At 68.4% G+C, this 23,469-nt stretch carries 21 protein-coding genes and 1 tRNA gene; 3 read left to right on the top strand and 19 right to left on the bottom strand.

Annotated features, from left to right (window positions below; translation table 11 throughout):
- The 6 genes from G6N48_RS27105 to G6N48_RS27080 form a co-directional block, all read right to left on the bottom strand.
- Positions 1 to 225 carry an acyl carrier protein gene (locus G6N48_RS27105; RefSeq protein WP_085269803.1) on the bottom strand — a complete coding sequence of 75 codons (225 nt, stop codon included), beginning with the start codon at positions 223 to 225 and terminating at the stop codon, positions 1 to 3.
- Positions 222 to 1,799, bottom strand: coding sequence for an AMP-binding protein (locus G6N48_RS27100; RefSeq protein ID WP_085269804.1), 1,578 nt, complete (start codon positions 1,797 to 1,799; stop codon positions 222 to 224). The genes G6N48_RS27105 and G6N48_RS27100 overlap by 4 nt, the downstream gene beginning before the upstream one ends.
- A 157-nt stretch (positions 1,800 to 1,956) precedes the next feature.
- Entirely contained in the window at positions 1,957 to 3,270 is a 1,314-nt protein-coding gene (locus G6N48_RS27095; RefSeq protein WP_197745609.1) for a beta-ketoacyl-[acyl-carrier-protein] synthase family protein, read from the bottom strand.
- A gap of 124 nt (positions 3,271 to 3,394) precedes the next feature.
- Positions 3,395 to 4,792: a PPE family protein gene (locus G6N48_RS27090; RefSeq protein ID WP_085269806.1), complete on the bottom strand. Its 1,398-nt coding sequence runs from the start codon at positions 4,790 to 4,792 to the stop codon at positions 3,395 to 3,397.
- Positions 4,793 to 4,809: 17 nt separating this feature from the next.
- Positions 4,810 to 5,109 carry a PE family protein gene (locus tag G6N48_RS27085; protein WP_085269807.1) on the bottom strand — a complete coding sequence of 100 codons (300 nt, stop codon included), beginning with the start codon at positions 5,107 to 5,109 and terminating at the stop codon, positions 4,810 to 4,812.
- Positions 5,110 to 5,575: 466 nt separating this feature from the next.
- The gene (locus G6N48_RS27080; RefSeq protein WP_085270112.1) at positions 5,576 to 5,938 is read right to left on the bottom strand and encodes a PAS domain S-box protein; all 363 of its coding nucleotides are present in this window, start codon (positions 5,936 to 5,938) and stop codon (positions 5,576 to 5,578) included.
- Between the two features lie 394 nt (positions 5,939 to 6,332).
- Between G6N48_RS27080 and G6N48_RS27075 the strand changes: the two genes are divergently transcribed.
- The gene (locus G6N48_RS27075; protein ID WP_232066725.1) at positions 6,333 to 7,178 is read left to right on the top strand and encodes a TetR/AcrR family transcriptional regulator; all 846 of its coding nucleotides are present in this window, start codon (positions 6,333 to 6,335) and stop codon (positions 7,176 to 7,178) included.
- An 82-nt stretch (positions 7,179 to 7,260) separates the two neighbouring features.
- Here G6N48_RS27075 and G6N48_RS27070 read toward each other — a convergent pair whose 3' ends face one another.
- The 3 genes from G6N48_RS27070 to G6N48_RS27060 form a co-directional block, all read right to left on the bottom strand.
- Entirely contained in the window at positions 7,261 to 7,617 is a 357-nt protein-coding gene (locus G6N48_RS27070; protein WP_232066833.1) for a PAS domain S-box protein, read from the bottom strand.
- Between the two features lie 197 nt (positions 7,618 to 7,814).
- Positions 7,815 to 8,798: an NAD-dependent epimerase/dehydratase family protein gene (locus G6N48_RS27065; RefSeq protein ID WP_085269809.1), complete on the bottom strand. Its 984-nt coding sequence runs from the start codon at positions 8,796 to 8,798 to the stop codon at positions 7,815 to 7,817.
- A gap of 101 nt (positions 8,799 to 8,899) precedes the next feature.
- Positions 8,900 to 9,970: a phosphotransferase family protein gene (locus G6N48_RS27060; protein WP_085269810.1), complete on the bottom strand. Its 1,071-nt coding sequence runs from the start codon at positions 9,968 to 9,970 to the stop codon at positions 8,900 to 8,902.
- A gap of 621 nt (positions 9,971 to 10,591) precedes the next feature.
- Between G6N48_RS27060 and G6N48_RS27055 the strand changes: the two genes are divergently transcribed.
- On the top strand, positions 10,592 to 11,332 hold the full coding sequence (locus tag G6N48_RS27055; RefSeq protein WP_085269811.1) for a class I SAM-dependent methyltransferase: 741 nt from the start codon (positions 10,592 to 10,594) through the stop codon (positions 11,330 to 11,332).
- Positions 11,333 to 11,348: 16 nt separating this feature from the next.
- Here the strand turns inward: G6N48_RS27055 and G6N48_RS27050 are convergent, their stop codons facing one another.
- From G6N48_RS27050 to G6N48_RS27040, 3 genes are read right to left on the bottom strand one after another with little or no spacing between them, the layout of a single operon-like run.
- Positions 11,349 to 12,464: a M20/M25/M40 family metallo-hydrolase gene (locus tag G6N48_RS27050; RefSeq protein WP_085269812.1), complete on the bottom strand. Its 1,116-nt coding sequence runs from the start codon at positions 12,462 to 12,464 to the stop codon at positions 11,349 to 11,351.
- A 12-nt stretch (positions 12,465 to 12,476) separates the two neighbouring features.
- A complete protein-coding gene (locus G6N48_RS29035) occupies positions 12,477 to 12,581 on the bottom strand; it encodes an LEPR-XLL domain-containing protein (RefSeq protein WP_372511343.1) in 105 nt (34 codons plus the stop codon).
- Between the two features lie 9 nt (positions 12,582 to 12,590).
- Positions 12,591 to 15,761 carry an ATP-binding protein gene (locus tag G6N48_RS27040; RefSeq protein WP_085269813.1) on the bottom strand — a complete coding sequence of 1,057 codons (3,171 nt, stop codon included), beginning with the start codon at positions 15,759 to 15,761 and terminating at the stop codon, positions 12,591 to 12,593.
- Positions 15,762 to 15,960: 199 nt separating this feature from the next.
- Between G6N48_RS27040 and lipY the strand changes: the two genes are divergently transcribed.
- Positions 15,961 to 17,445, top strand: coding sequence for a triacylglycerol lipase LipY (lipY, locus tag G6N48_RS27035; protein ID WP_085269814.1), 1,485 nt, complete (start codon positions 15,961 to 15,963; stop codon positions 17,443 to 17,445).
- Positions 17,446 to 17,774: 329 nt separating this feature from the next.
- Here lipY and G6N48_RS27030 read toward each other — a convergent pair whose 3' ends face one another.
- The 7 genes from G6N48_RS27030 to G6N48_RS27000 all read right to left on the bottom strand — a co-directional run bounded on the left by G6N48_RS27030 (position 17,775) and on the right by G6N48_RS27000 (position 23,394).
- Positions 17,775 to 18,524, bottom strand: a complete 750-nt coding sequence (locus G6N48_RS27030) for a glucose 1-dehydrogenase (protein WP_085270114.1) — start codon at positions 18,522 to 18,524, stop codon at positions 17,775 to 17,777.
- Positions 18,525 to 18,715: 191 nt separating this feature from the next.
- Positions 18,716 to 19,021: a hypothetical protein gene (locus tag G6N48_RS27025; RefSeq protein ID WP_139825831.1), complete on the bottom strand. Its 306-nt coding sequence runs from the start codon at positions 19,019 to 19,021 to the stop codon at positions 18,716 to 18,718.
- A 73-nt stretch (positions 19,022 to 19,094) separates the two neighbouring features.
- Positions 19,095 to 19,170 (bottom strand) — tRNA-Ala (locus G6N48_RS27020).
- Between the two features lie 50 nt (positions 19,171 to 19,220).
- Positions 19,221 to 20,267 carry a divisome protein SepX/GlpR gene (gene sepX / locus G6N48_RS27015; protein WP_085269815.1) on the bottom strand — a complete coding sequence of 349 codons (1,047 nt, stop codon included), beginning with the start codon at positions 20,265 to 20,267 and terminating at the stop codon, positions 19,221 to 19,223.
- Positions 20,268 to 20,462: 195 nt separating this feature from the next.
- Positions 20,463 to 21,116: a GNAT family N-acetyltransferase gene (locus tag G6N48_RS27010; protein WP_085270115.1), complete on the bottom strand. Its 654-nt coding sequence runs from the start codon at positions 21,114 to 21,116 to the stop codon at positions 20,463 to 20,465.
- A 20-nt stretch (positions 21,117 to 21,136) separates the two neighbouring features.
- On the bottom strand, positions 21,137 to 22,429 hold the full coding sequence (gene glp / locus G6N48_RS27005; protein WP_085269816.1) for a molybdotransferase-like divisome protein Glp: 1,293 nt from the start codon (positions 22,427 to 22,429) through the stop codon (positions 21,137 to 21,139).
- A gap of 41 nt (positions 22,430 to 22,470) precedes the next feature.
- Complete coding sequence (locus G6N48_RS27000) at positions 22,471 to 23,394, bottom strand: UTP--glucose-1-phosphate uridylyltransferase (protein WP_085269817.1); 924 nt, start codon at positions 23,392 to 23,394, stop codon at positions 22,471 to 22,473.
- Positions 23,395 to 23,469: the final 75 nt, after the last annotated feature.

Below are 23,469 nucleotides of genomic sequence, written 5' to 3'. Positions count from 1 at the left end.
TCACCGCGCGGTTGCGCCCGCGACTTTGGCGAACAGACCCTCGGCGGACGGGTCGTCGACGAAGTCTTCGAACAGCAACTCGGTCCCGTACTCACGCGCGATTGCGCTCAGCACGCGCGTGGCCAGCAGCGAATCGCCGCCGAGTTCGAAGAAGTCGGAACTCGAATCCACCTCAGGGGTGTCGAGAACTCTCTTGAAGATGTCGACGATGTAGTCGGCGCTCACTGGTCTGCTCCTTTGCTGTTGTGGTCTGCTGCGGCGCGTCGCGTTGCCGCCCGATCGACTTTGCCGGTCGGCGTGTAAGCCAGTGCGGGAACGAATTTCACCCGACTGGGCACGAATTGGCTGGGCAGGCGCTCGCGCAGGTAGCGCTTCAGTTCCGCCGGTGTGGCCGACCCGGCGCGAGCGACGTAGGCCGTCAACGACGTGTGCCCGAGGATCCGCTCGCCGACCACGACGGCGCCCGTGACCGCGGGGTGGGCGTTGAGCTGCGCCTCTACCTCGGCCGGATGTACACGCACGCCAAGCACTTTCACCTGTTCGTCGGCGCGGCCGAGGGAATACAGCAGCCCGTTGTCGCCACGACTGACCAGGTCGCCGGTGTGGAACCAGCGGGCCGGCCCGTCGCCATGGTCAGCGACGGGGAATCCCTTCGCGGTGAGTTCGGGCATTCCGAGGTATCCGGTGGCCAGCGACGGACCCGAGATCAGCAGCTCCCCCTCCTCCGTGACGTGATCGCGCACGTGGGGTAGCGGGCGCCCGATTGGCGCGTCGGTGTCCCGCGCGGCGACCTCCGATTCGGTTCCGGGTCCCGCCAGTTGGGCCGCGTGGGTGATCATGGTCGTCTCGGTGCACCCGTAGGTGTTGAGCAGCCGGATGTGCCCGACGTCGAGGCCTCGCCACTGGCGCAGCCGGGTGGGATCGACCCGCTCGCCCCCGATGATCACCAATCGGACGCTGGACGGCAGAGCTGCCTGCTCCTCGTGCAGGAAGAGCACCAGTTCGTGCCAGAACGCCGTCGGCAGGTCGAGCACGCTGACTTCCCGGTCGGCCAGCATGCGCACGAAGCGCGGGAAGGAGCCGGAGTGGGCCGCGTCGTCGAAAACCAGTGTCGCGCCGGCGGTCAGCGCGGGCAGTATCTCTTCCAGACAGGTGTCCCAGCCGAGCGACGCGAACTGGAGCACCCGGTCTTCGGGGGTGATCGCGAAGAGGTCGCGCAGCGATCGCACCGTGGCGGTCAGGGCCTGCCGGGAGACCACCACCGGCTTCGGCGCGCCGGTCGAACCCGAGGTGCACAGCACGTACGCCGGGTCACTGCGGTGCCATGAAGCCTGCGACGGGTCGGCGTCCGCAGCCACCGGTTCCTCGTCGACAACGGTCTCGATCCGGATGTGTGTGGGATCGACGTCGACCGGCGCCACCGCGAACAGGCGATCGAGCCCCAGTGCCGTGGCCAGTGCCTGCTTACGGGCGGCGGGAAGGGCAGCGTCGATCGGGCAGTACGTGGCGCAGGCCTGCAGGATGGCGAGCAGGTGCTCCACCACGGCGGGTGTGTGCGAGACCAGCGTGCCGATCAGATTTGTCGGCCCGTCGCAATCCGCGCGGCGCGCCCGGTAGCGCGATGCGGTGACGCGGACGTTCTCGGCGAAGTCCTGGTAGGTGACGAGCATCCCGTTGTGCACGATGGCGGGACGATGAGGCCATTCTCGGGCCGCGGCGGCGAAGTCCGCGACCACGTCGTCAGCGACATCGGCGCCGGGGCGTGCGATATCGACATCGGGGAAAGCTAGTTGCACCATGATTTCCTAGTCACTTCGCGGGGATGGGTTGCTGACCGCTCGGACGCTCGGCCGTGTTCTCCGAGCGCGTCGCCGCGTCACATGTCCCCCCGAAGGCGAATAACTGTCCGGCAGGGCCCCCAGCCCTGCCGAGCGATGAAAATGCTTGCGTGCCATCTCAAACCGCCTCGGCAGGCTGCGCACCGCCGCGCCGGCGACCGGTTGACGGTGGGCTGAAGACCAAACTCACGTTGTGGCCGCCGAAGGCGAAGGAGTTGGACATGGCGATGTCGACGGATTTCGCCACGGCGTTGTCGCGCAGGTGGTTGAGGTCGCACCTGCTGTCCGGCTGGTCCAGGTTTTTCGTCGGCGGCAGTTGGCCGCGCGCCAGCGCCAGCACGGTTGCCGCCGCCTCCACCACACCGCCGCCGCCGAGGAGGTGGCCCGTGACGCCCTTGGTGGAACTCACCAGCGGCTGGTCGTCGCCGAACACCGCACGGATGGCCTTCACCTCGGTCATGTCGCCGACGCGGGTTCCGGTCCCGTGGGCGTTGAGATAGCCGGCCTCACGGGGCGTCACGCCGGCATTGCGCAACGCGATTCGCATGCAGTCGGCGATTCCCGAGGCGTCGGGACGCGGGACGGCCAGGTGGTAGGCGTCGCTGGTCGCACCCCAGCCGATCAGGTCGGCGTATCCGCTGCCCCCGCGCGCCTCGACGATCTCCGCGCTTTCGATCACCAGCACGCCGCCACCCTCGCCGACGACGAAGCCGTTGCGGTCGCTGTCGAAGGGCCTGCTGGCGGCGGTCGGGTCGGCCCACCCGGTGGCCAGCGTCCCCGCGTTGTAGAACCCGGCGAGCCCCGTGGGGCCGAGTGGCCCTTCGGTGCCGCCACAGATCACCACGTCGGCGTCACCCGCGCGGATCAGCCGCAATCCCTCCGCGACGGCCTGCGCGCTGGCCGTGCAGGCCGAGGCGATGGCATGGCTCGGCCCGCGGATCCCGTACTTGATGGCGATCCTGGCCGCGGCCATGTTCGGCAGAAAACCGTTGAACAGATGACGTTCCACGGCGTCGAAGCCCTGATCGCGCTGGACCAGGGCCGCCTGTTCGAAGGTCATGGTGCCGCCGGTCGCCGTCGCGATGATCGCCGCGACACGCAAGGGGTCGACGTCGACACCGATCTTGATCCCGGAGTCCGCGATCGCGTCGTCCGCCGCGGCCACCGCCGTCACGGCGAACCGGTCCGCGAAAGGGGCATCCTTCTCCGGCAACACGTCGAAGGGGTCGATCGGCGGCGCGATGCCGATCGCGTCGACCAACCCGTCCGCGAAGTGTCCGGCGGGCGGGCGGACCAGACCGGATGTCGGGCCGCACAGCGCCGAGAAGAAGTCCTCGATTCCGCGCCCCACCGGCGTCACCAGCCCGATACCGGTGACGACCGCGCGCGGCAGTGAATCGCTTTGCGCGCGCCGTGTTTTCGAATCATGCAAGCGGGTACTCAAGAGGCACCGGATTCGCTGCGGCGCCACCCGGCGGTCGTTGCCGGGAACGCTGAATCGTTCAGCATCTGCTCGAGGTCCTCTCCGATCGGTGCACGCTCTGTCAACCCGCCGCTCATGTGTCAGCCGGCTCGTGCCCGCTGATCGGCACATAGACGATCGCCGGCTGGTATCCCGGGGGCGCATGCCCGTTCGTCGGGAATTGCGCCGGGACCGGGTATCTCGCGGCCCCGGCCGAGGCCGGGAGCGACGTCGATTCCTCGGCCGCCGCGTCCGGCGAGCGGGTGAGCACCTTCAGACGCGGGCCGTATTTGACGGCCGCGGCGCCTGCGGCGGCGCCCGCTCCGGCAGCCGCGCCCAACGCCGCGCCTCGCGGTAACGGACCGAACATGAACGGGAAACCCATTCCGGCCCCGAGGTCGGCGCCCTCAAGCGGTACCGCCGCGGACGCCAGCATGTGCATCGGAACCGAACCCAGCAAGCCGTCCGGGGCGGCCGCGGCCCAACCCCAACTGGCGGGAACGGACATTCCGCCCAGTGAAGCGGCCTGACCCATGCCGGCAAGACCGCTCCCGGCGGCGGCGGCCTCCGCCCCCAGCGCACCCTGGGCTGCGGCCGCGCCCGGGAACGCGGCGGCGGGCGCGCCGGCGGCGCCCATGTTCATGAAGGGCAGGAAGACATCGGGGTTCATCAGCGGCCCAAGGGCATTGGACGTCAGGGTCAACGAGAAGAAGCCCGGCAGGTACCCGTACTCGGCGATCAGGCTCGACTCGATGCCCTGCAGCCCGGAGGAGGAGGTGATCCCGCCGAGGGGGTTGATGGTCGATGTTCCGCCGCCTCCCGTCGCCGAAGAGAGCGGCGAAGCGAGCTGCTGGAGCGCGCCGGAGATGTTGGAGATGAACTGAGACAGCAACGACTGCACGCCGGACCCGCTCGACGCGCCGCCGGCCTGGGCCGTTGCGGCGCCCTGGGCGGCCGCGGCGGTCTCGGTGGTCGTCTGCGGCGCGGCCTCGAACGGCGTGATCAGCGCGGTGGCTGCCGAGGAGTTCGCGGCGTATCCGTACATCGCCGCGGCGTCCTGGGCCCACATTTCCGCGTACTGCGCCTCGGTGGCCGCGATCGCCGGTGCGTTTTGACCGAAGAAGTTGGTCGCGACCAGCACCATCAACTGGAATCGGTTCTCCGCGATCACCGGCGGCGGCACCGTCATGGCGAACGCCTCCTCGAAGGCGGCCGCCGCCGCCTGCGCCTGCGCGCCCGCCAGCTCGGCCTGGCCCGCTGTCGCAGCCATCCAGGCCATGTAGGGCGTTACCGCCGCGGCCATCGTCGTCGCCGACGGCCCCAACCACATGGTGGTCAGTTCAGAGATCACGAAGTCGTAAGCGGATGCCGCCGTACGCATCTCGGCCGCTACCGCGTGCCAGGCCGACGCGGCGGCCAGCATCGACCCGGAGCCTGGCCCGGCATACATCCGTCCAGAATTGATCTCCGGTGGTAGAGCTCCGTAGTCCATGTTGTGACCCTGCGACCTCAGAGAACCGCGGCCGCGTTGGCGACCTCGGTCGTCGCATACGAACCCGCACTGGCGACCAAGGTGGTGATGAACGCTTCGTGAATCGCGGCGGCCTGGGCACTCAACGCCTGATACTGAACGGCCTGCGCGGCGAAGTGCGCCGCCGTCAGTGCCGACACCTCGTCGGCCGCTGCCGGTGCGACGCCGGTCGTGGGAGCCGAAGCCGCCGCGTTTCCGGCCTCGACGGCCGCGCCGATACCTTGCAGTCCGGCAGCCGCAGAAACCAGCACCAACGGCTGCGTGGTCACGAACGACATGCGCTCCTCCTATAGGAAGACGTCCGCGCTGCGCGCGCGGCCCTCGGGTGACTTCGCTATACCGGCGATCTACTTGGAGGCAAGAATACATACTTCTAGGCGCGATGTACACGACTTGGCTGACCTTAAGTCATGGTTCTTATGTATCGCATACGTAAATTCGGCGATCGGGCACACATGCAGACCGATGGGCCTCCAGGCGCTCCGGTCGGTTCGGTGGGGCAACGAGATCTGTCCGTGCCCGTCGCGGCGGCGCCGAGGCGTCGTCGCGACCCGATGCGAGGGCGGGCACCGGCAGGCCGCGGCTGAGGCGCCGCCGCCGTCGGGCCACGCGCCGGCGGCCCGCACTCCCGCATCCGGTCCGGGCAAATCACACGCGTGGCGGACGTCTCACCTTCGGCTCGGCTACGCGGCGCCGGCGGGGGCGCTTGATCGCCGCGGTCGGCAAACCCGGCGAGGAGCAGCCCTACTGCTCGTCGAGCCAGAGTTGCTCCGTCACATCCTCGAACGTCACCAGCACGACCGGGTCGTCGCGTCGCCGCAGCGCCGACTTGCTCATCCTGGCCCGCACCGTCCAACCCTCACAATGCTGTAATTCCACGACCATGTTCGCCAGGGCGTCGACGCCGGAGAGTGCGCACACCGCGGCCGGCGCGGCATGGAAGATCTGAGAAAATGGCGCCCCGGCCAGTCTGTCCTGCCCGTGACCCACCATCTCGGCAAATGCCGTGTTCGCGAACACGATGCTGCCGTCGCGCGCCATCGCCAGCGAAGGAACGGGGATCCGCTCCAGCACCACCACCGCGGGCAAACGTTTCAGCACGTCCATGGGCGAGTCGTTCGCACCCCCGTTACGCCGGCGCTCGATGCGAGCGATGCCGTCGGTTTGGCACGGGTAGGCGCGCGTCCCGCCGGCGATCCCCCAGGCGCTGGACGTGGGCGGCATGGGCGTCAGCATCCCCAGGTGTACGGCGGCGACCGACATGAGCTCCTCCTTAACGAAGCAGGTGACCTGGGGCGGACGGTCCCGCCGCTCTAGCGCCGACCTGCACACAGATACTGGCGATGTATCTGGATTAGCAGAATACATACTCTTGGGCTCCGTGCGAGAGAATTAACAAACTGGCAGTCTTGCAGTAAAATTACAAGCCGTAAGCAAACGGGGGATGGATAGTTACCGCACATCGCGCGGACAAGTGGGGCTCTGGTCAGACACGCACTGATTGCGGCGGATCAACACACCCTGCGGGTCGTCACCCTTTATCATTGGGGCGACTGACTCGGTGGCGGAATTGCCGTGGCGCGAAGCGGTCCCGCCGCTGTTCGGCGGCCGCTACGAGACAGGGAGAGTGATGACGGAAGGCAGCGAGCGACGCGCCGGGAACACACGTCACCGCTTGATCGCCGCCGCGTCGCGCCAATTCGCTCACCGCCCATACAGCATGGTGAGCCTCGACGACATCCTTGCCGAGGCGGAGCTCACCAAAGGGGCGATGTACTTCCATTTCCCCTCCAAGCAGGCGCTGGCCATGGCGATCATCGACGACGTCACCGAGATGAGCGGTGCGGCGGTCACGGAGTTGCTGGCGCGCAAGATGTCGGGCCTGGAGACGCTCATCGACCTCGCGTACTTCCTTGCGGTCCAAGACACTCAGGACGAAGTCGCGCGAGCGGGCGCCCGACTCCTCGAGACCCTGGATAACACGACCGCCATTGCCGACGCGCGATGGCAGTCGTGGGTTGAGTTCGTCATCACCCTCGTCGAGAAGGCTGTCGGCGAAGGGGACGTCAGCAGCTACCACGAAGTCGAGGACATCGCCAAGATGCTGGTGTCGCTCTGGGTGGGCGTCCGCCGAATCAGCGACCTCAACCAGCCCGAACGCTACCTCGACAACCTCGAGTCGACGTGGACGCTCGCGCTCACGTGCTTCACCAACCCCGACCGGATCGACTACTTCACCCAGTTCATCAAGCGACGCCATGCGCTCGCCGTGAAGAAGGTGTCGGTCGACGCCCTCGCGCTCGACCTTCAAACCGCTGCCGCCACCCCGGTGCATGCGAAGAATTGACGCTTCGGGCCCGATCATCCGGCTCGCGGCGGCGTCCGGCGGCTCAAGAGGCTAACGCGACAAGCGAGGCTGACCGACGGGGTCAGGCCTCGTCAACCCACAGCCGCTCGGTCAGATTCTCAAACGTCACCAGGACGACGGGGTCGTCGCGTCGCATCAGCGCCGACTTGCTCATCTTGGCCCGCACGGTCCAGCCCTCATTGTGCTGCAGCTCCACGACCATGTTCGCCAGGGCCTCGACGCCAGAGAGCGCGCTGAACGCGGCCGGCTCGGTGTTGAACACCTGCGGGAACGCCGCGCCGGTCAAGCGGTCCTGCTGGTAACCCACCATGTCGGCGAACGCCGTGTTCGCGAACAGGATGCTGCCGTCGCGCGCCATCGCGATGGTGGGAACGGGGATCCGCTCCAGCACCACCAGAGCGGGCAGCCGGGTGAGGATCTCGGTGGGCGAATCACCGCCGGTCCCGTTACGCCGACGCTCGACCCGCTGACGTCCGTCCGTTTCGGCGTCGCCGCGAACCTGGCCTTCTGAGCCCTCGTGTAACTGCGCATCGGCCATGCTGGGCAGACTAGCAATCCAAGGTGATCAACGGATGAAAACAGGCAAACTGCCGGGGGCGTGGCGAAGGGCGGGGCTCACGCCCCGGCAACGGCGGCGGGACGGGGATCGAGGACGATCCGCAGCCAGTCCACGGTGCGCTTGATCCCATCGGTCAGGTCCGTATCGGGTTTCCAGCCCAGCACGCGGGCCGCCAGCGTGGGGTCGAGCGCGCTCGCGTGCACCTCTCCGGTGCGTGCCTCGAGGTAATCGGGCGTGCCCGCGGCACCCACCTCGCCCGCGATCATCTCGTGCAACTCGGCGACGGTCGTCTGTACGCCGGTGCCGATGTTGAAGGTGCCCACGGTTGCCGCCGGCGCGTCCGCGGCACAGAGGAACGCAGTCACCACGTCGTCGACGTAGACGTAGTCCCGGGTCGAGCTGCCGTCGCCGTAGATGGTGGTGGGACGACCGCAGATCAACGCGCTGGCGAACAACGTCACCACGCCGGCTCTCGCGTGCGGATATTGCCGTGGCCCGTACACGTTGGAAAGAGCCAGGCAGATGGGTGCGAGCCCGTACATGGCCGCGTAGGCACGCAGGTAGAGCTCGTTGGCGACGCTGGAGACCGCGTGCGGGGAAAGCGGGTCCACCGCGGCCTCCTCGGTGACCGGCAAAGTGGCCGGTGCGCCGTAGCGTGAGCCACCGGAGGCGGCGTACACGATCCGCCGCACCCCAGCCCGCCTGCTGGCCTCCAGCAGGTTGATGGTGCCCAGGACGTTGTTGCGGGCGTCGTGTTGCGGATCGGCGACGGACCTGCGCACGTCGGTCTGGGCGGCCAGGTGGAAGATCACGTCGGGTTTGAACCTCACGACGACTTCGGCGAGTTCGGCGTGGCGCACGTCGACCGCGACGAAGGTGAACAGGCCCGGCCCCTTGTGCCGGTGGGCAGAGCAAAGGTTGGTGGCGGGCGAGCCGGCGCACAGGTTGTCGACCCCGATGACGTGGTGACCTTCCACCAGCAGCCGATCGACGAGGGTGGACCCGATGAACCCGGCAGCGCCGGTGACGAGGGTGCGCATTATCGGCTACCTCCGATTTGAGTGTGAATAGTGCACGGATGCAACGGTTTTCACGCAGGAATCGGCGATGATGCCAAGCGCAGGCTGGGTGTATCGCATGGTCAGTCCCCGACGCGCTTCCAGTCCAGGGTCGTGGCGACGTCGAGCACCGGAGCCACGTTGGTGGCCCACCAGTCGTGGTGGTTGGGGTAGGTCGCACGCAGCCGCCACACGTCGGTGACGTGGTGGAGCCACGTCAGCAGGGTTGCGATGCGTTCGTCGACGCGACCTTCTTCGCCGAGGTCGGAATCGTCGAAGTGCGCGTCCGTCTGGGTGCGGGCGGCGAGCAGGGCGTTGCGCTCGCGTTCCAGCAGGCCACCCGCCCGCAACCGCTCGGTGACCACCGTTCCCAGCCCGGCGCCCTGCACCTGAGAACTCGCCGTCAGGGTCATGAGGTACTCGTCGATCAGCGCCGGACGCCCCGAGCGCGCCGCGCCCCAGTCGACGATGCCCGTCACCCGGCCTTGCGCATCGTCCACCCGGACGTTGCCGGGGGTGTAGCCGCCGTGCGTCCAGCTCACCGGCACGCGCCAGCCGCGGAGGTCGCGACGCAACATCGACGACAGCCTCTCGACGGTCGGTCTCCTGCCGGGATCCAGCCGGCCGCACATGTCGCTCAGCCCCGCCAAAGGTTCGGCCAGCCAGCGCCGCAACATGCATGCGTTGTTGACGCCGAGGAATGTCGTGGTCTGCCGGTGCAGCGGCGCGATCGCTCTCAGGGCCGCGACGGTCAGTTCCTCGACGCGATCCGGGCGCATTGCCAGCACCTCGGCCATGTCGATGCCGGGCCGAAAGGACTCGACGGACAGCGTCGCGTTCGTGCGCTCGTCGAAGGCCAGGACTCGCGGCAGCAGTTCACGCCATGTTGTGTCGAGCCCCTGGTGGATCGCGAGCTCGGACAGCACACGGCGCTGGGTGCGCAGCTCTGCGGCTCCCAGCAGGCCGCGGGCCACCTTCAGCACCGCCGCCGGCGCTTCCTGTTCGGGGGCGAGCAGAAACACCGTGGTGTCGTCGGCGAGCTCCACCGGCGGCGTGCTGAGCTCCATGTCGACGAGCCCGATCGGGAGGTAGTAGCCACCGGTCGGCCGGTCCGACGAGAACGGCGTTGTCGACCACATCTGCCTGTCGCTCATCGGCGACCCGTCCGCGACGAGGCACGGTTGGGTCGATCCTGGGCGCCCCCGTGTCCACGATGAGTTGAGCTCTCCAGAGCCGCCGGCCCGAGCGGCGACATGCGGTAGCGCACGTCGGTCGGGCGTGAGGGCGAGAAGCCGGTCATGTTTTTGCCAATCCCTAGGGTGCTGCGAATTTCGCGCCTGAGCGGGACGCCCCAGGAAGCGCGATGGCCCAAACCTCGGCCGGCCTGGAGGCCGGCCGCGGGCCGCGGCGCGCTCGCACGGCGTGACATCCGCAGATGCGATCCATTTGATAGCTCAGCGTGGTAACCCACCGTCCGCCTAGGGCCCCATGCTGCTCCTATCCCGCCGACCCGGAAACCGGGGCCGCGGCGACGCCTGCGACCGTTCGGACTTGCCATACCGGTTATGTATCTTTCCTGGCACGATACATACTAAATGTCGAAATGTAAAGGCAATAGCAGACTATCGGTCTGCGAACAGCCTCTCATCTGCGCCGATGCCGCCGCATGGCCCGAGGGCGCCGTTGCGGCCCACTAGCCTGGCAGCGGGTCGCCGGCGCGATCCGCGGGAGAACGCTCGCCACTCGCGCGACCCGCCCCGACGAAAGCGAGGCGAATGAGCCAGGATCCGGTCGAGCTGACCCGCGGCCTCCTCACGACGCCCGCCGGGCTGCGCAACGGTTTCCTCGACGTGCTGGGCGAGTCGACGACCGCTCCTGCCCCGACGTTTGCTCAACGCGCCATGAACAGCCCGTTGGTGGCGACCGTCTACGAGCGGCTGTGGCGCCCCACCTCCTTTTACATGGCAAGCGGCATCACCGCGCGCGCCGAACAGCGGCGCGCGGCGTCGGCCCTGCGGCTGTCCACCGCTCGCCTGCTGCTCGATGTCGCCTGTGGCCCCGGTAATTTCACCGGATCTCTCGCCGAACAACTCGCCGACGGCGGCGTGGCCGTGGGTTTCGACATCTCCGAGCCGATGCTGGGCCGGGCCGTGCTGGACAACAGCACGGCCCGCACGAGTTACGTGCGCGGCGATGCCCGCAGCCTGCCGTTCGCCGAGGGCACCTTCGACGCCGTCTGCTGTTTCGGCGCGCTCTACCTGATGCCGGAGCCGTTTCGAGTCGTGCGGGAGATGGTGCGGGTGCTCGCGCCCGGGGGCGCGATAGCGGTCCTCACCAGTTACGCACCCGAGGTGTTGCCCATCCGGTTCGCGCTGAATGCCGGCGCCAGGCTGATCGGGCTCACCATGTTCGACCGAGACGCGTTCGTCGACTGTTTTGCGTCGGCAGGGCTGGTCGAGATCGAGCAGCAGACCCAGCGCGCGTTACAGTTCGTCGCCGCCCGAAAGCCGGGCTGAGTGCGGCCAGGCGCGGCTAGAGGAGAAAGTCGACGACGATCGCCGCCATGTCGTCGACCGCGCTTCGCGCCATCACCTCGAAACCGTGCGTACTCAGCGTGGGCAGGCACAACAATCCCGCCCGCGGGGTGAGCCCATTGGCTTTGGCGTGCGAAGCGTCGGACATGAAGGCGCCGAGGGCGGCGGGCTGCGGCTTGTGCCCGCGGTCGGTCGCGATCTTCATCAGCCGGTCGGCGACGTCCTTGTCGTAGACGCACAAGGCGTCGCTGTAACCGACGATGGGGCCTCCGGCGACGGTGGTTCCGTACTCGCGCTCGGTAGGTCCGACCTCCAGGGCGAGGGTGAGCGTGCCGGGCAGCGTGCGGCTGGCGTACGAGCCACCCACCCCGCCGATCTCCTCGTTGGTGGTGAACACGAAATAGACGTCGCGGGCGGGTCGTTGTTCGCGCTCGCGCAGCAGGCGCGCCGCGCGCAGCAGCGCCGTCACCGCGGCCCGGTCGTCGAGAAAGTAGGAGCCCACATAGTTGCCGGCGTCGACCAGGGTCCTCTTGCTGCGCTCGACGCATACCCGGGTGCCGGCGTGCACACCCGCGGCGGCGAGCTGCTCGCAGGTCAGGCCCGTGAAAACGTAGACGTGGTGCCAATCGAGTGAGCGGTCGCCCCGGTCGGGCTTGGTCTCCCAGATGCGCGGGCTCTCCTTGGTGGTGTGTTCGGAGCCCAGCGTCAGGACCGCCGTGAGCGTGTCGTGGTCACCGAGCACAGCCACCGGGCCGAGCCCGAAATTTCCCGGGTACATGGTGCCCAGCTGCGTCAGGTGAAGCGTTCCATCGGGTTCCACGCGCTTGACCAGCATGGACAGTTCGTCCATGTGCGCCAGGACCCGCGTGGCGCTCCCGGGCTCGGTCGCGGCGGCAGAGCCATGGCGATGACGCCGCTCGGCGATGTTCGCCGAGGAGCCGTCCGCGGCGAAATAGCCGATCAGGTTCCCGGCGTCGTCGGTCCACATGTCGTCGACGACGGGCTGCAGTTCGCGGGCGCATACGGCGCGTACCGCCTCCTCCTGGCCGCACGGACCGTAAGTCCACAACAGCTCTTGTAACAGGGCACGGGTGGATTCGTGGTGGTCGGCCATCAGTTCCCTCCGTCACTGGCGCGATTGCGTACCCGGCGGTGCCCGTCGTGCGGCCTCGGGCCCCGCATCCCCCGACATCAGTACCCGCGGGAGGGTCGTCTCGAACGCCCGGCCCAGACGGAGTCGTCACGGCATTGCCTCGGCCCACGCCATGTGCCCCTCGAAGGCCAGCGCTTCGGCCATCGTGCGGTAGCGGTTGCGGCAGCGGGCGTACGCCGCGTCATCGCCCTGAGCCCGGGCCAGCAGAGCCCGCAACCGCCACAGCCAGATCTCGCGCATCACCAACCCCTCGTCGGCCGGCGCGGCGGCTAGCCGCGCGACTGCGGCCCGGGCTTCGTCCACGTCACCTGTACCTCCACGATCGAGCAGTGTCTCGACCAGAGCACCCGTCGCCGGCAATCCCCAGACCAGCAGCCGTTCGTCGCCGACCAGTTGGTCGGTCGCGGCGCGCAGAAGCGCGACCGCCCGGTCGCGGTCCCCACGTCGCGCCTTGTCGCGCGCCACGTAGACGTGAACGAGGGGCAGATCGGCCAGCAGGTGTTCGCCGCCCTCGAAGGCTTCGCCGAGCCCCGCGAGAAGGTCGTGTCCGCGCGCGCGCTCCGCTTCCGTGCGGCGTTGTGCCAGAGCACATCCCAGCACCAGCTGGGCTAGGTTCAGCGCGATGTCGTCACTGGACCGTTCGGCGACGCGCAACGCATCCTCGATTTCGCGCAGCGCATGGTCGTCGGGCTTCAGCACGCACAGCGGTATCCCCGCGTAGACGTAGGCGACGACCTGGGCGTAGGACATGGGGTCGGTGCGGCGCGCCATGGCAACGCCGCGCTCCAGGTCGTCGCGCCATCCGGGGCGACCGAGCAGATACCGGGAAATGCCCCGGGAAGTGAAGGCCAGCGCCAGCGGCGACCCCAACAGGAAGTTGCCTTTGAACGGATCACCGTCAGCCAGGTCGATGACCGCCTGAGACCAACGCAATCCATCGTTGCCCTCGGTGCACTGGATCTTGGCATAGATGGGCGCGAAGGACAGCCCCACGGTCAGGGTCGGATCAGCGAGCGACTCGATGAGCGCCATGGCCTCCGTTGCCAGGTGCGACGCCTCGCCCATCCGGGCATGGTATGCGTGGTCGATCACCAGCCCCGCCATGCCGATGGCCAGTGAAGCCTTGTCTCCGGCGGCGCTGCACAACTGCCGCAGCTCTTCGAATCGATTGCCGGCGACGTCCATGTGTACTCTAAAGGCTGTGCCGCACAACATCGTTCGTGGCGCTATGCGCATGGCGGTTCGATTCGGGTCCGCGGCGGGCAACCCGTCGGCGATGTTGAGGGCGCGCTCCCAACTCATCCGCGCCGCGCCGATGTCGCGGTGTGTCGCCCAGGTCGCGGCGCGCATATGCCAGCCGTAGGCGACGTCGAGATCACCAGCGGCCTCCCGGTGTTCGGCAATCATCGCGGCGTTCTGATCGGCCGATTCCGGATCGCGGGCTTCGATCGCGGCGGCTAGTCGCCGGTGCAGTTCCGCGCGATCCGATTTCAGCTGTGATTCGTAGGCCACCGTGCGAATCAGCGGATGGTGGAACGCGTACACCGGTTGCCCGGCGAGGCTGACGTGATCGATGAGCTGCGCCGCCAGCAAGTCGGCGACAGCCGTACCGGCCCCCAACTCCCTCAACAGCTCCCCGCTGAAGCGCGAGCCGACCACCGCCGCCGCACACAGGGTGCGTTTGGCCTGCGGGTCGAGCCGGTCGATGCGCGCGGCGATGGTCGCCTGCAGCGTGGCGGGCACACCCACATCTGCGACATCGGCGTTCGACAGGTACGCGCCGGGCTTCCCGCACAGCACCCCCCGCTCGGCCAGTTCACGCACCATCTCCTCGGCGAAGAACGGGTTGCCGGCAGCGCGTTCGCTGACCTTGCGGGCCAGCTCGCCAACGGAGCGATCGTCGCCGAGCAGCTCGCATACCAGCGCCGTTGTTTCGGAATCACTCAGCGGCTCAAGGGCAATGGTGTGTGCCCCCGCAACCCGGGTCAACGCCCCCCGATATTCGGGCCGGTAGGTCACCAACACCAGCGACGGCGTCTGTGCGATCACGGCGAGAAACTCTGTCAGCATCGACTCGCTGACCTCGTCGATCCAGTGGGCGTCTTCGATGACGTAGACCGTCGGGGCCTGACGGGCCAGCGATGCCCCGTTGACCAGGGCGGTCAGTCGCCTCCGCCGCGCGTCCGGGTCGATTCTGGGCAGCTGTACAGCGGGATCGGCGATGCCCAGCAGGTCGTCGAAAAGCGCCAAGTCCTCGTGATCTGCATCGCGCACCCTGGCGCGAACCTGGGCGCGGGCCGCTTGCGCGCCAAGGCCTTCGACTCCCGTGACCGCGCGCAGCAGCCGTGCCACGACGCGAAAGGGCACGTCCGTGGCGTGCGATTCGCAGAAAGTGGTGAACACCGCTACGTCGTGGCTTCGGGCTGCCGCGGCAGCCTCGCGCACCATTCGGCTCTTCCCGATACCCGGTAGGCCCACCACGCCGACCACGCCGCCATGACCGCCGATGGCGCGGCTCAGCAAGCCTTCGACGATGGCGGTCTCCCAGTGCCGTCCGACCAGGCTCGACTCACCGCGCCCTGTGGCACTACGCCCGTCGCGCACATCCAATAGCCGGCGAGCCGTGACGGGCCGGTCCGCGCCCTTGATGTGGACCAGCTCCGGCTCACCCAGGGTGGCGGCGCCATCGACCAGCCGCGCCGTCGACGCGCTGAGCATGACCACACCGGGCGCAGCCACCGACTCCATTCGCTGAGCCATTCCGACCTGCTCGCCGATCGCCGTGTAACCCAAGGCCCCCGAACCGATTTCGCCGGTGATCACCTGGCCGGAGTTCAGGCCCACGCGCAGCCGCAAGTCGATACCGTCGTGCTCCGCGACCTCGACGGCCAGCCTCGCGGTCTCCTCCTGAACCCCGAGCGCCGCCAGGCACGCGCGAACGGCGTGGTCCTCCAGCGCCGCCGGCGCACCGAAAACCGCCATGATCCCGTCGCCGGTGAATTTGTCTACCGTCCCGCCGTACCGGTGCACCACCGCCGACGCACGGTCGACCAAGCCGGCCATTATCTCGCGCAGGCGCTCCGCCCCGACGGCCGCGGCGATGTCCATCGAACGCACCACATCGGCGAACAGCACGGTCACCTGTTTGTACTCCGCAAGGGTGTCCAATTCTGCGACCGATGCGCCGCAGCCATCGCAGAACCGTGCACCCCGGCGCGGCTGGGTACCACACGTACGGCACGCCGGCACTGTGGCCATCCGACCCTCCGCGGGTTGCGGCCCCCGAGGTCCCGGTCAACAGCATAGAGCGCGTCTTGCCGGGCAGCATTGACGATTCGAGTAGTCCGTTACTCTATGCCGGCCTACACGGCGCATAGACATTCAAGTCGTATCGCTCTCAGGGGTGAGAAACGCCGGACTGGTGACACCGGCGCGCGCTGCCCGTAGGTGGTTGAACATGTCGTATCTGATCGCTTTCCCGGACATATTGACTTCGGCTGCAGCGGAATTGGCTGCCATCGGCTCGAGCGTCAGCGCGGCTCATGCCGCGGCGGCGGCCTCGACGACGGGAATCCTGGCCCCGGCCGAGGACGAGGTGTCGGCGGCCATCACGGCGCTGCTCAGTGCCCGGGGTCAGGACTTCCAGGCACTCGGTACGCAGGCGTCGGCCTTTCATTCCCAGTTCGTGCAGGCGTTGACCGCGAGTGTGGGCTCGTACGCCGACGCCGAGGCCGCCAACGCGCTGGCGGTGGCGGCCAGTCCGGCTCAAACCCTCGAACAGGACGTGTTCGCTGTGATCAGCGCGCCCCTTCGGGCGCTGACCGGCCGCGCACCGATCGGCCCCGGCTCCGTCGGGGGCGGTCTTGCCGCCGTCGGACAGCAGATCCAACAGATTCCCACGACGCTGGCCACCGGCTTCACCGAGACTAGGGACGCGGTTGTCGCTGGAATCTTCGGGGTGCCGGCCGATTCGCCGTTCCCGGCCGCGCAGCCGGGGACATTCACCGGAAGTCCTTCTCTGGCAACCAGGCTCGAGATCTCCGCGTTGTGGCCGGTGAAGGATTTCCTGGATTTCAGCGGCATCTACAACCAGTGGGGGATGCCGAATTCCCCATTTCTGGCGCTGGTTGCCGCCAACACCCCGCCACTGTCGCTGATCCTGGGCAACTCACCGCCGAGGCTGTTGCCGTTGCTGCTGGGAGAAACCGTGCAGCACAGCACCTTTGACAGGATGAGCGTTGTGCAGATCACCCCGGCTCATCCGTCCGGCAATTATGTCGTGGCTATTCACGGCGGCGCCTTCATCCTGCCGCCCACTCTCTTTCACTGGCTCGACTACACGGTGATGGCCTACCAGACCGGTGCCACCATCGAGGTGCCGATCTATCCGCTGATGCAGCAAGGGGGCACCGCCGGCACGGTGGTTCCCGCAATGGCCGGTCTTATCTCCGCGCAGATCGCCGCGCACGGGGCCTCCCATGTCAGCGTGCTCGGTGACTCCGCCGGCGGCACCCTTGCGCTGGCGGCGACTGAATACCTGGTGGCCAACGGCAACCCCGTCGAATCGTCGATGGTGCTGCTGTCGCCCTGGCTGGATCTCGGGCTGACCAATCCCAACATCGGGTTCGTCCAGGACCCGCTGCTCCCCCCGCTGGGCACCGGGGCGCAACAGATCGGCAAGATCTGGGCGGGCAGCCTCCCCGAGGACAACTATCTGGTCAGCCCGCTGTACGGGTCACTGCAGGGACTCCCGACGACGACCATCTACGCGGGCAACCTCGACTCGGTCGCCCCCGACGTGCTCGTCCTGCAGCAGGAAGCCGCGCTCGCAGGTGCTCCGATGAGCTTCGTCCTGGGCAACGGCGGAATCCACGACTGGGTGCTGCTGACCCCGGACGGCTTCCAATACTGGCCGCAGATCGACCAGGAACTGGGGGTCTGACGGCGCCCCGCTGTTGGAGCCGGTGGTCGCCACCGCTGCGAACTCGTCGTGTTGCGCGAAATCGATGCACCGCCATGCGGCGTGCACGACATCGTGGGGTAAGGCAACTGAAACCAGCGTCCCATCAGGCGCCTAAAGACAAAGAGCGCTCAAGGGCATGCCAGTCCGGCTGACTGGCGCAGGCCCAGCGCCGGCCATACCCGTCATATCGGGGCATGGCCCATAGACGCACTGCAGCCGACGAACAGTCTCTCCGGTGACGAACCGCTTCGACCGCACGGGTGTCGATAGGCCCCCGGTGCTGCACGCCGCTCGCCGCCGGGACGCGCTTACTGCGCGCAGACCCCACCATCAACGGGCAGCGTGTGGCCGGTGACGTAACTCGCTTCGTCGGACAACAGCCACACCACGGCGCCGGCGATCTCGTCTGGCTGCCCTATTCGCCCCATCGGTACGAAAGCGGCATAGCTGTGCGGGTCGCCGCCTGTCCCTTTCACTAGCAGAGCCGTCTCGACCGGTCCGGGCGCAACCGCATTCACCCGAATGTTCTGCTTGGCGTAGTCCAGGGCCGCCGCTTTGGTCATGCCGGTGACGGCATGCTTAGTGGCGGTGTACAACGACCAGCCGGGATAGCCGTTCAATCCGAAGATCGAGGACGTGTTCACGATCGCCCCCCCACCGGTCTTGAGCATTTGCTCGATCTCGTACTTCATGCAGTAGAACACTCCCTTGATATTCACGTCGAACAGCGAGGATGCCTCCTCGATGTCCTGCTCGTGTAGGGGGACCTGTTCGCCCTCCGTCCCGGCGTTGTTGTGGGCGATGTCCAAACGGCCAAATTCACTGACGGTCCGCTCGACCAACGCCCTGGCATCGGAAGGTCTGCTCACATCGGTCGGTTGGAAGACAGCCCGGCCCCCGCCCCGTCGGATGGCCTGAACCACCCGCTCTCCCTCGGCGGCGCCCCGGTTCCCGATAACGACGGCGGCTCCGGCCCTCGCGATCGCCACGGCCGCCGCCTCGCCAATACCCGATCCGCCGCCCGTCACGATCGCCACCTTGCCCGTCAAGTCAGCCATCCTCATCTCCTCCGATCTGAACAGCCAGCGGGTTACGCCTGGCGAATTGAGAACCGTAGCCACGCGAGGCGCCGGTCGCGCGGTGTGATCTCCCGGCGGGGAACCCCGCTGTGGTCGCGCCTTGTGCACATTGTCGATCAAGTTTCCTGTCGTTGCTCCACTGCCAGCCGAACGCGGTGCGCAGCCACCGATTAAGCGGTTGCGAATAGCGATAGCGGACGGGACGGATCGCGGCCATCGGTGGGTTTTCGTCGGCGGCTTACCGTCGCATTACTCGCAGAGGAGGCGCCGTATTGATCGATCCCACACCACACTCCGCTGCGTTCCGTCGCAGCAACGATCTCGAAAGCCTTGATCGTGCCGACTCGGTTCACCAGATCCTTGAACCGGACCGTTTTGGCATGGTCGTCGAACGGGAGCAACGACTGCTTGCCTCTACCCGGAACAGCACCGACGTACACTGCCGTTCTGCGGGTGGGCAACGGCAGCAGCGCCATGCGGGCAAGATACGCCGGAGGTTGACCACAGTGGGGACCAGAAAACCGCTAAACGCCGTGTCCTGCGCTTTCCTGGTGGAGCTAAGGGGATTCGAACCCCTGACCTACTCGATGCGAACGAGTCGCGCTACCAACTGCGCCATAGCCCCTGACCGCTAGCAGGCTACCAGTCGCGGCGCCCACCGCCGAACCGCCGGCCCTACTGGCCGACGGCGCGCGGCAAGTCGCGGGGCCAACCGTAGTTGCGCGCCGGCACGAAGTAGTCGAGGTGCTCGAAGACGGGGTCCTCGTCGTCGATCTCGAGCACCACCGCGCCGGGGCGCCGAAGCCGCGACGGGACCACGTCGTAGTCGCGGTCGTGAGCGTTCTCCACGCCGAGCCGCGCACGCGCCATCCGCTGCATCCGACGGCGGCGGACCTTCTCTTCGATGCGGGTCTGGCGCCTCAGGTAGGCGAGGTACAGCATCGTCACGGCGGTGGCGGTGCCGCACACCCACCACGCGCTCGGGGTCACCTCGAACGCCGCCGTGGCGGAGCCGACGAGCACGACCGCCATCGCCATCAGCATCCGCTTGCGGAAGACGTACTTGCGGGCGCTGACCGCGGCCGCGGTCTGGGCGTCGAACCGGTGTCGCCGTGAGGCGGCCCGCGGCGCCGGCGCCGCGAAAGGCGCGTCGTCGGACTCCTGCTCGTCGTCTTCGGGTTCCAGACCGGAGGAGTCCTCGACATACTCGTAGCCGTCGAAGTCGGCGGCGGCGGGATCGTGGCGGTCAACCTGTACGGGCCCGGTGGCCTCGGCGGCGGCTCCCACCGGAAGCGCCTTGGAGTCTTCGACCACGTCCACGTCGAGGTAGTCGGGCCCGATCTCCTCGGGGGCGTCGACCTTGTCGACGACGGCGCGCAACCGCGGCAAGTCCTCGGTGTCCTGGCGGTCCGCGTCTTCGTCGTCGTCGCGGTCCGCCTCGTAGCCGGCGCTGACCTGGCCCTCGTCACGGTCGAGCTCCGGCTCGTCCTCCTCGGCGGTGTCCTCGGGTGCCTGCCAGCCCGGGTCGCTGCGGTGACCCGCCGCCGGGCCGGTGCGTTTGATGAGGCGGGAATTGCCGCCGCTGTTGAGGACCCTGGTCGCCAGGGCCACGTCGCTGGTGCGCCGCACGGCATCGCGTTTGCTGATGAGCATCGGCACAAGAACGAACAGCCACAGCACCACAAGCGAGATCCACAACAGTGATTGCGGGATGCTTGGCATGACCTGCTCCTTCTGGTCCGGATCCCCGCCAGGCGCGACGATGGCCTGCGCTGCCGGATCACGTGACCAGCACAATTACACACCTGTAATTTCGCTCTCACAAGCACCACAAGTCACTCGTGTCGCGACAGCCACATGCCGGTGCCGTGTGGCGGCATGTCGGCAATCAGACTCCCGGGTGTCGGGCCCCGGGGGTCAGGCCCAGCTCGCGTGCCCGGCCCGGACCAGGCCGGCCGCGACCGATCCGTCGACCTCTTCGGCGGTGATGGCCATCAGCAAGTGGTCCCGCCAGGCCCGGTCCACCTCGAGATAGCGCCGCAGCAGGCCCTCCTGGCGGAACCCGACCTTTGCCAACACGGCCCGGCTCGCCGCGTTCTCGGGTCGCACGGTGGCCTCGACGCGATGCAGCGTCACCGGCCCGAAGCAGTGGTCCAGGCCGAGCGCCAACGCCGCGGTGGCCACCCCGCCCCCGGTCGCCGAGCGTGACACCCAGTATCCGATCCACGCCGACCGCAACGCCCCGTGCGTGACGTTGCCGATGGTCAGCTGGCCGCAGAACCGCCCGTCGAGCTCGATCACGTAGGGCAGCATCCGACCGTTGCGCGCTTCCGAACGCAGACCCGAACACAACGCCGGCCACGCCGCGACGGCGTGCCGGGCGGTCCAGTCCCCCTCGGCGCTGGGCTCCCACGGTTCCAGGTGCGCGCGGTCGGCCAGCCGGATTCGGCTCCACTGGGCGCCGTCGCGCATGCGCACCGCGCGCAGCCGGACCACCCCCGCCGGTACGCGCAGCGGGCCGACGTCCAGCGGCCAGCCCGGGTGACGCGAATTCGAACGCAGCAGGTTCACGAGCATGAGCGGTCGCGGGCCTAGCCGCGCTGGGCCAGGAAGGCGACGTCGACGACTTCACCGGTGCGGATCTGCTCGGCGCCGCTGGGCACCACGACCAGGCAGTTCGCCTCGGCGAGGGTGGCCAACAGGTGCGACGACGCCCCGGGGGCCCCGCCGAGGGCCTGCACCAGGTACTCGCCGCTGTCCTGGTCGCGCATCAGCTGGCCGCGCAGGTAGCCCTTGCGCCCGGCGACCGAGGTGATCGGCGACAGCGTGCGAGCCTGGACGACCCGGCGCATCGGCTGACGCTTGCCCAGCGACAGCCGGATCAGCGGCCGGACCATCACCTCGAAAACCACCAGTGCGCTGACCGGGTTGGCCGGCAGCAGGAAGGTCGGGACGCCCTCGCGGCCCAGTTGGCCGAAACCCTGCACCGACCCCGGATGCATGCCGACCCGGACCACCTCCATGTCGCCCAGCTCGGACAACACCGCCCGCACCCGCTCGGCCGCGACACCGCCGACGCCGCCGGCGATCACCACAACCTCGGCGCGATTGATCTGGCTTTCGACGACGTCGCGAAGCTCCTTGGGGTCGCTGCTGACGATGCCGACCCGGTTGACCTCCGCGCCGGCGTCGCGGCCCGCCGCAGCCAGGGCATAAGTGTTGACGTCGTATACCTGCCCGTTTCCCGGCGTGCGGGAGATGTCGACGAGTTCGCCGCCGACGGCCATCACCGACAGCCGCGGGCGCGGGTGCACCAACACCCGTTCGCGGCCCACGGCCGCCAACAGCCCCACCTGGGCCGCCCCGATGACCGTGCCGGCACGCACCGCGACGTCTCCGGGCTGGACGTCGTCCCCGGCGCGCCGCACGTAGGCGCCCGACGGCGCGCCGCGCAGCACCCGCACCTTCGACGTCCCGCCGTCCGTCCACCGCATCGGCAGGACCGCGTCGGCCAGCGTCGGCAGCGGCGCCCCGGTCTGCACCCGGACGGCTTGCCGGGGCTGCAGGCGGCTCGGGGTGCGGGCCCCGGCTTCGATCGTCCCCATCACCGGCAGCACGAGCCCGTCGCGCACGTGTTCATCGTCGGCGGACTCGTCGGGGGGTCCGTCGAGGGCATCGACGCCCACCTCGCCGACGCCGAGCACGTCGACGCTGCGTACCGCGTAGCCGTCGATCGCGGCCTGGTCGAAGCCGGGCATCGGCCGCTCGGTCACCACTTCTTCGGCGCACATCAGTCCCTGCGCCTCGGCGATGGCTACACGTATCGGCCGCGGAGCCACCGCCGCGGCCGTGATCCGAGCCTGCTGCTCCTCCACAGAACGCACAGCGCGCCTTCCTGCCCTCACCTGCCCTGCGGGCCCCGGCGTCAGCGCCCGGGTTCTTGCCCGCTCAGGCCCAATCGCGCCACCAACCACCGCCGCAAATCCGGGCCGTAGTCGTCACGATCCAATGCAAAGTCAACCGCAGCCTTGAGGTAGCCGCCAGGATTTCCCAAGTCGTGTCGGGATCCGCGGTGCACGACGACGTGGACGGGGTGGCCCTCCGAAATCAGCAGCGCGATTGCGTCGGTGAGTTGGACCTCGCCGCCGGTCCCCCGCTCGATGCGGCGCAACGCGTCGAAGACGGCGCGGTCGAGCACGTAACGGCCCGCGGCGGCGTACAGCGACGGGGCGTCCTCGGCCTTCGGCTTCTCGACCATGCCGTTGACCTGCAGCACGTCCGGGTTGTCACCGCCGGCGGCCGGATCCACGTCGAAGACGCCGTAGGCGCTGATCTCCTCCGGGGTCACCTCGATGGCGCACAACACCGAGCCGCCGTAGTGGTTGCGCACCTGCGACATCTGCTTCAGGACGCCGGTCGGCAGCACCAAGTCATCGGGAAGCAGCACCGCGACCGAGTCCTCGTCGGCCGACAGCGTCGGCTCGACACAGCCGATCGCGTGGCCGAGACCCAGCGGTTCGGTCTGCACCACCGACTCGACCTTGATCAGCTGGGACGCCCGGCGCACCTTGTCGAGCATCGCCGTCTTACCCCGCTCTTCGAGCGTGCTCTCCAGCACCAGGTCCTCGACGAAATGCGCGACGACCCCGTCCTTGCCCTCCGAGGTGACGATCACCAGGCGCTCGGCGCCCGCCTCGGCGGCCTCGGCGGCCACCAGCTCGATGCCGGGCGTGTCCACGACCGGCAGCAGCTCCTTGGGCACGGTCTTGGTCGCGGGCAGGAAGCGGGTGCCGAGACCGGCGGCCGGGACGATGGCCGTGCGGGGAACCACGGCCTTTGGGCATGACATCGTTCCCACGATATCCCGCGCGCCGCGGGCGACTCGATGTGGCGGTGGCAAACCCTCGGCTGCCATGGTTGAGGG

This window comes from Mycobacterium parmense, assembly GCF_010730575.1.
Lineage (GTDB): Bacteria > Actinomycetota > Actinomycetes > Mycobacteriales > Mycobacteriaceae > Mycobacterium > Mycobacterium parmense.
Note: the sequence above shows the minus strand (reverse complement) of the source record. Positions and strands in the feature narration are given on the sequence as shown.

Excerpts from the sequence above, each read along its gene's own strand:
- G6N48_RS27055 (WP_085269811.1), top strand. The coding sequence starts at position 10,592 with ATGAGCCAGGATCCGGTCGAGCTGACCCGCGGCCTCCTCACGACGCCC.
- G6N48_RS27090 (WP_085269806.1), bottom strand. The coding sequence starts at position 4,792 with ATGGACTACGGAGCTCTACCACCGGAGATCAATTCTGGACGGATGTAT.
- G6N48_RS27060 (WP_085269810.1), bottom strand. The coding sequence starts at position 9,970 with ATGAGCGACAGGCAGATGTGGTCGACAACGCCGTTCTCGTCGGACCGG.
- sepX (WP_085269815.1), bottom strand. The coding sequence starts at position 20,267 with ATGCCAAGCATCCCGCAATCACTGTTGTGGATCTCGCTTGTGGTGCTG.
- lipY (WP_085269814.1), top strand. The coding sequence starts at position 15,961 with ATGTCGTATCTGATCGCTTTCCCGGACATATTGACTTCGGCTGCAGCG.
- G6N48_RS27085 (WP_085269807.1), bottom strand. The coding sequence starts at position 5,109 with ATGTCGTTCGTGACCACGCAGCCGTTGGTGCTGGTTTCTGCGGCTGCC.
- G6N48_RS27050 (WP_085269812.1), bottom strand. The coding sequence starts at position 12,464 with ATGGCCGACCACCACGAATCCACCCGTGCCCTGTTACAAGAGCTGTTG.
- G6N48_RS27030 (WP_085270114.1), bottom strand. The coding sequence starts at position 18,524 with ATGGCTGACTTGACGGGCAAGGTGGCGATCGTGACGGGCGGCGGATCG.
- G6N48_RS27025 (WP_139825831.1), bottom strand. The coding sequence starts at position 19,021 with ATGGCGCTGCTGCCGTTGCCCACCCGCAGAACGGCAGTGTACGTCGGT.
- G6N48_RS27100 (WP_085269804.1), bottom strand. The coding sequence starts at position 1,799 with ATGGTGCAACTAGCTTTCCCCGATGTCGATATCGCACGCCCCGGCGCC.
- G6N48_RS27080 (WP_085270112.1), bottom strand. The coding sequence starts at position 5,938 with ATGGACGTGCTGAAACGTTTGCCCGCGGTGGTGGTGCTGGAGCGGATC.
- G6N48_RS27065 (WP_085269809.1), bottom strand. The coding sequence starts at position 8,798 with ATGCGCACCCTCGTCACCGGCGCTGCCGGGTTCATCGGGTCCACCCTC.
- G6N48_RS27000 (WP_085269817.1), bottom strand. The coding sequence starts at position 23,394 with ATGTCATGCCCAAAGGCCGTGGTTCCCCGCACGGCCATCGTCCCGGCC.
- G6N48_RS27040 (WP_085269813.1), bottom strand. The coding sequence starts at position 15,761 with ATGGCCACAGTGCCGGCGTGCCGTACGTGTGGTACCCAGCCGCGCCGG.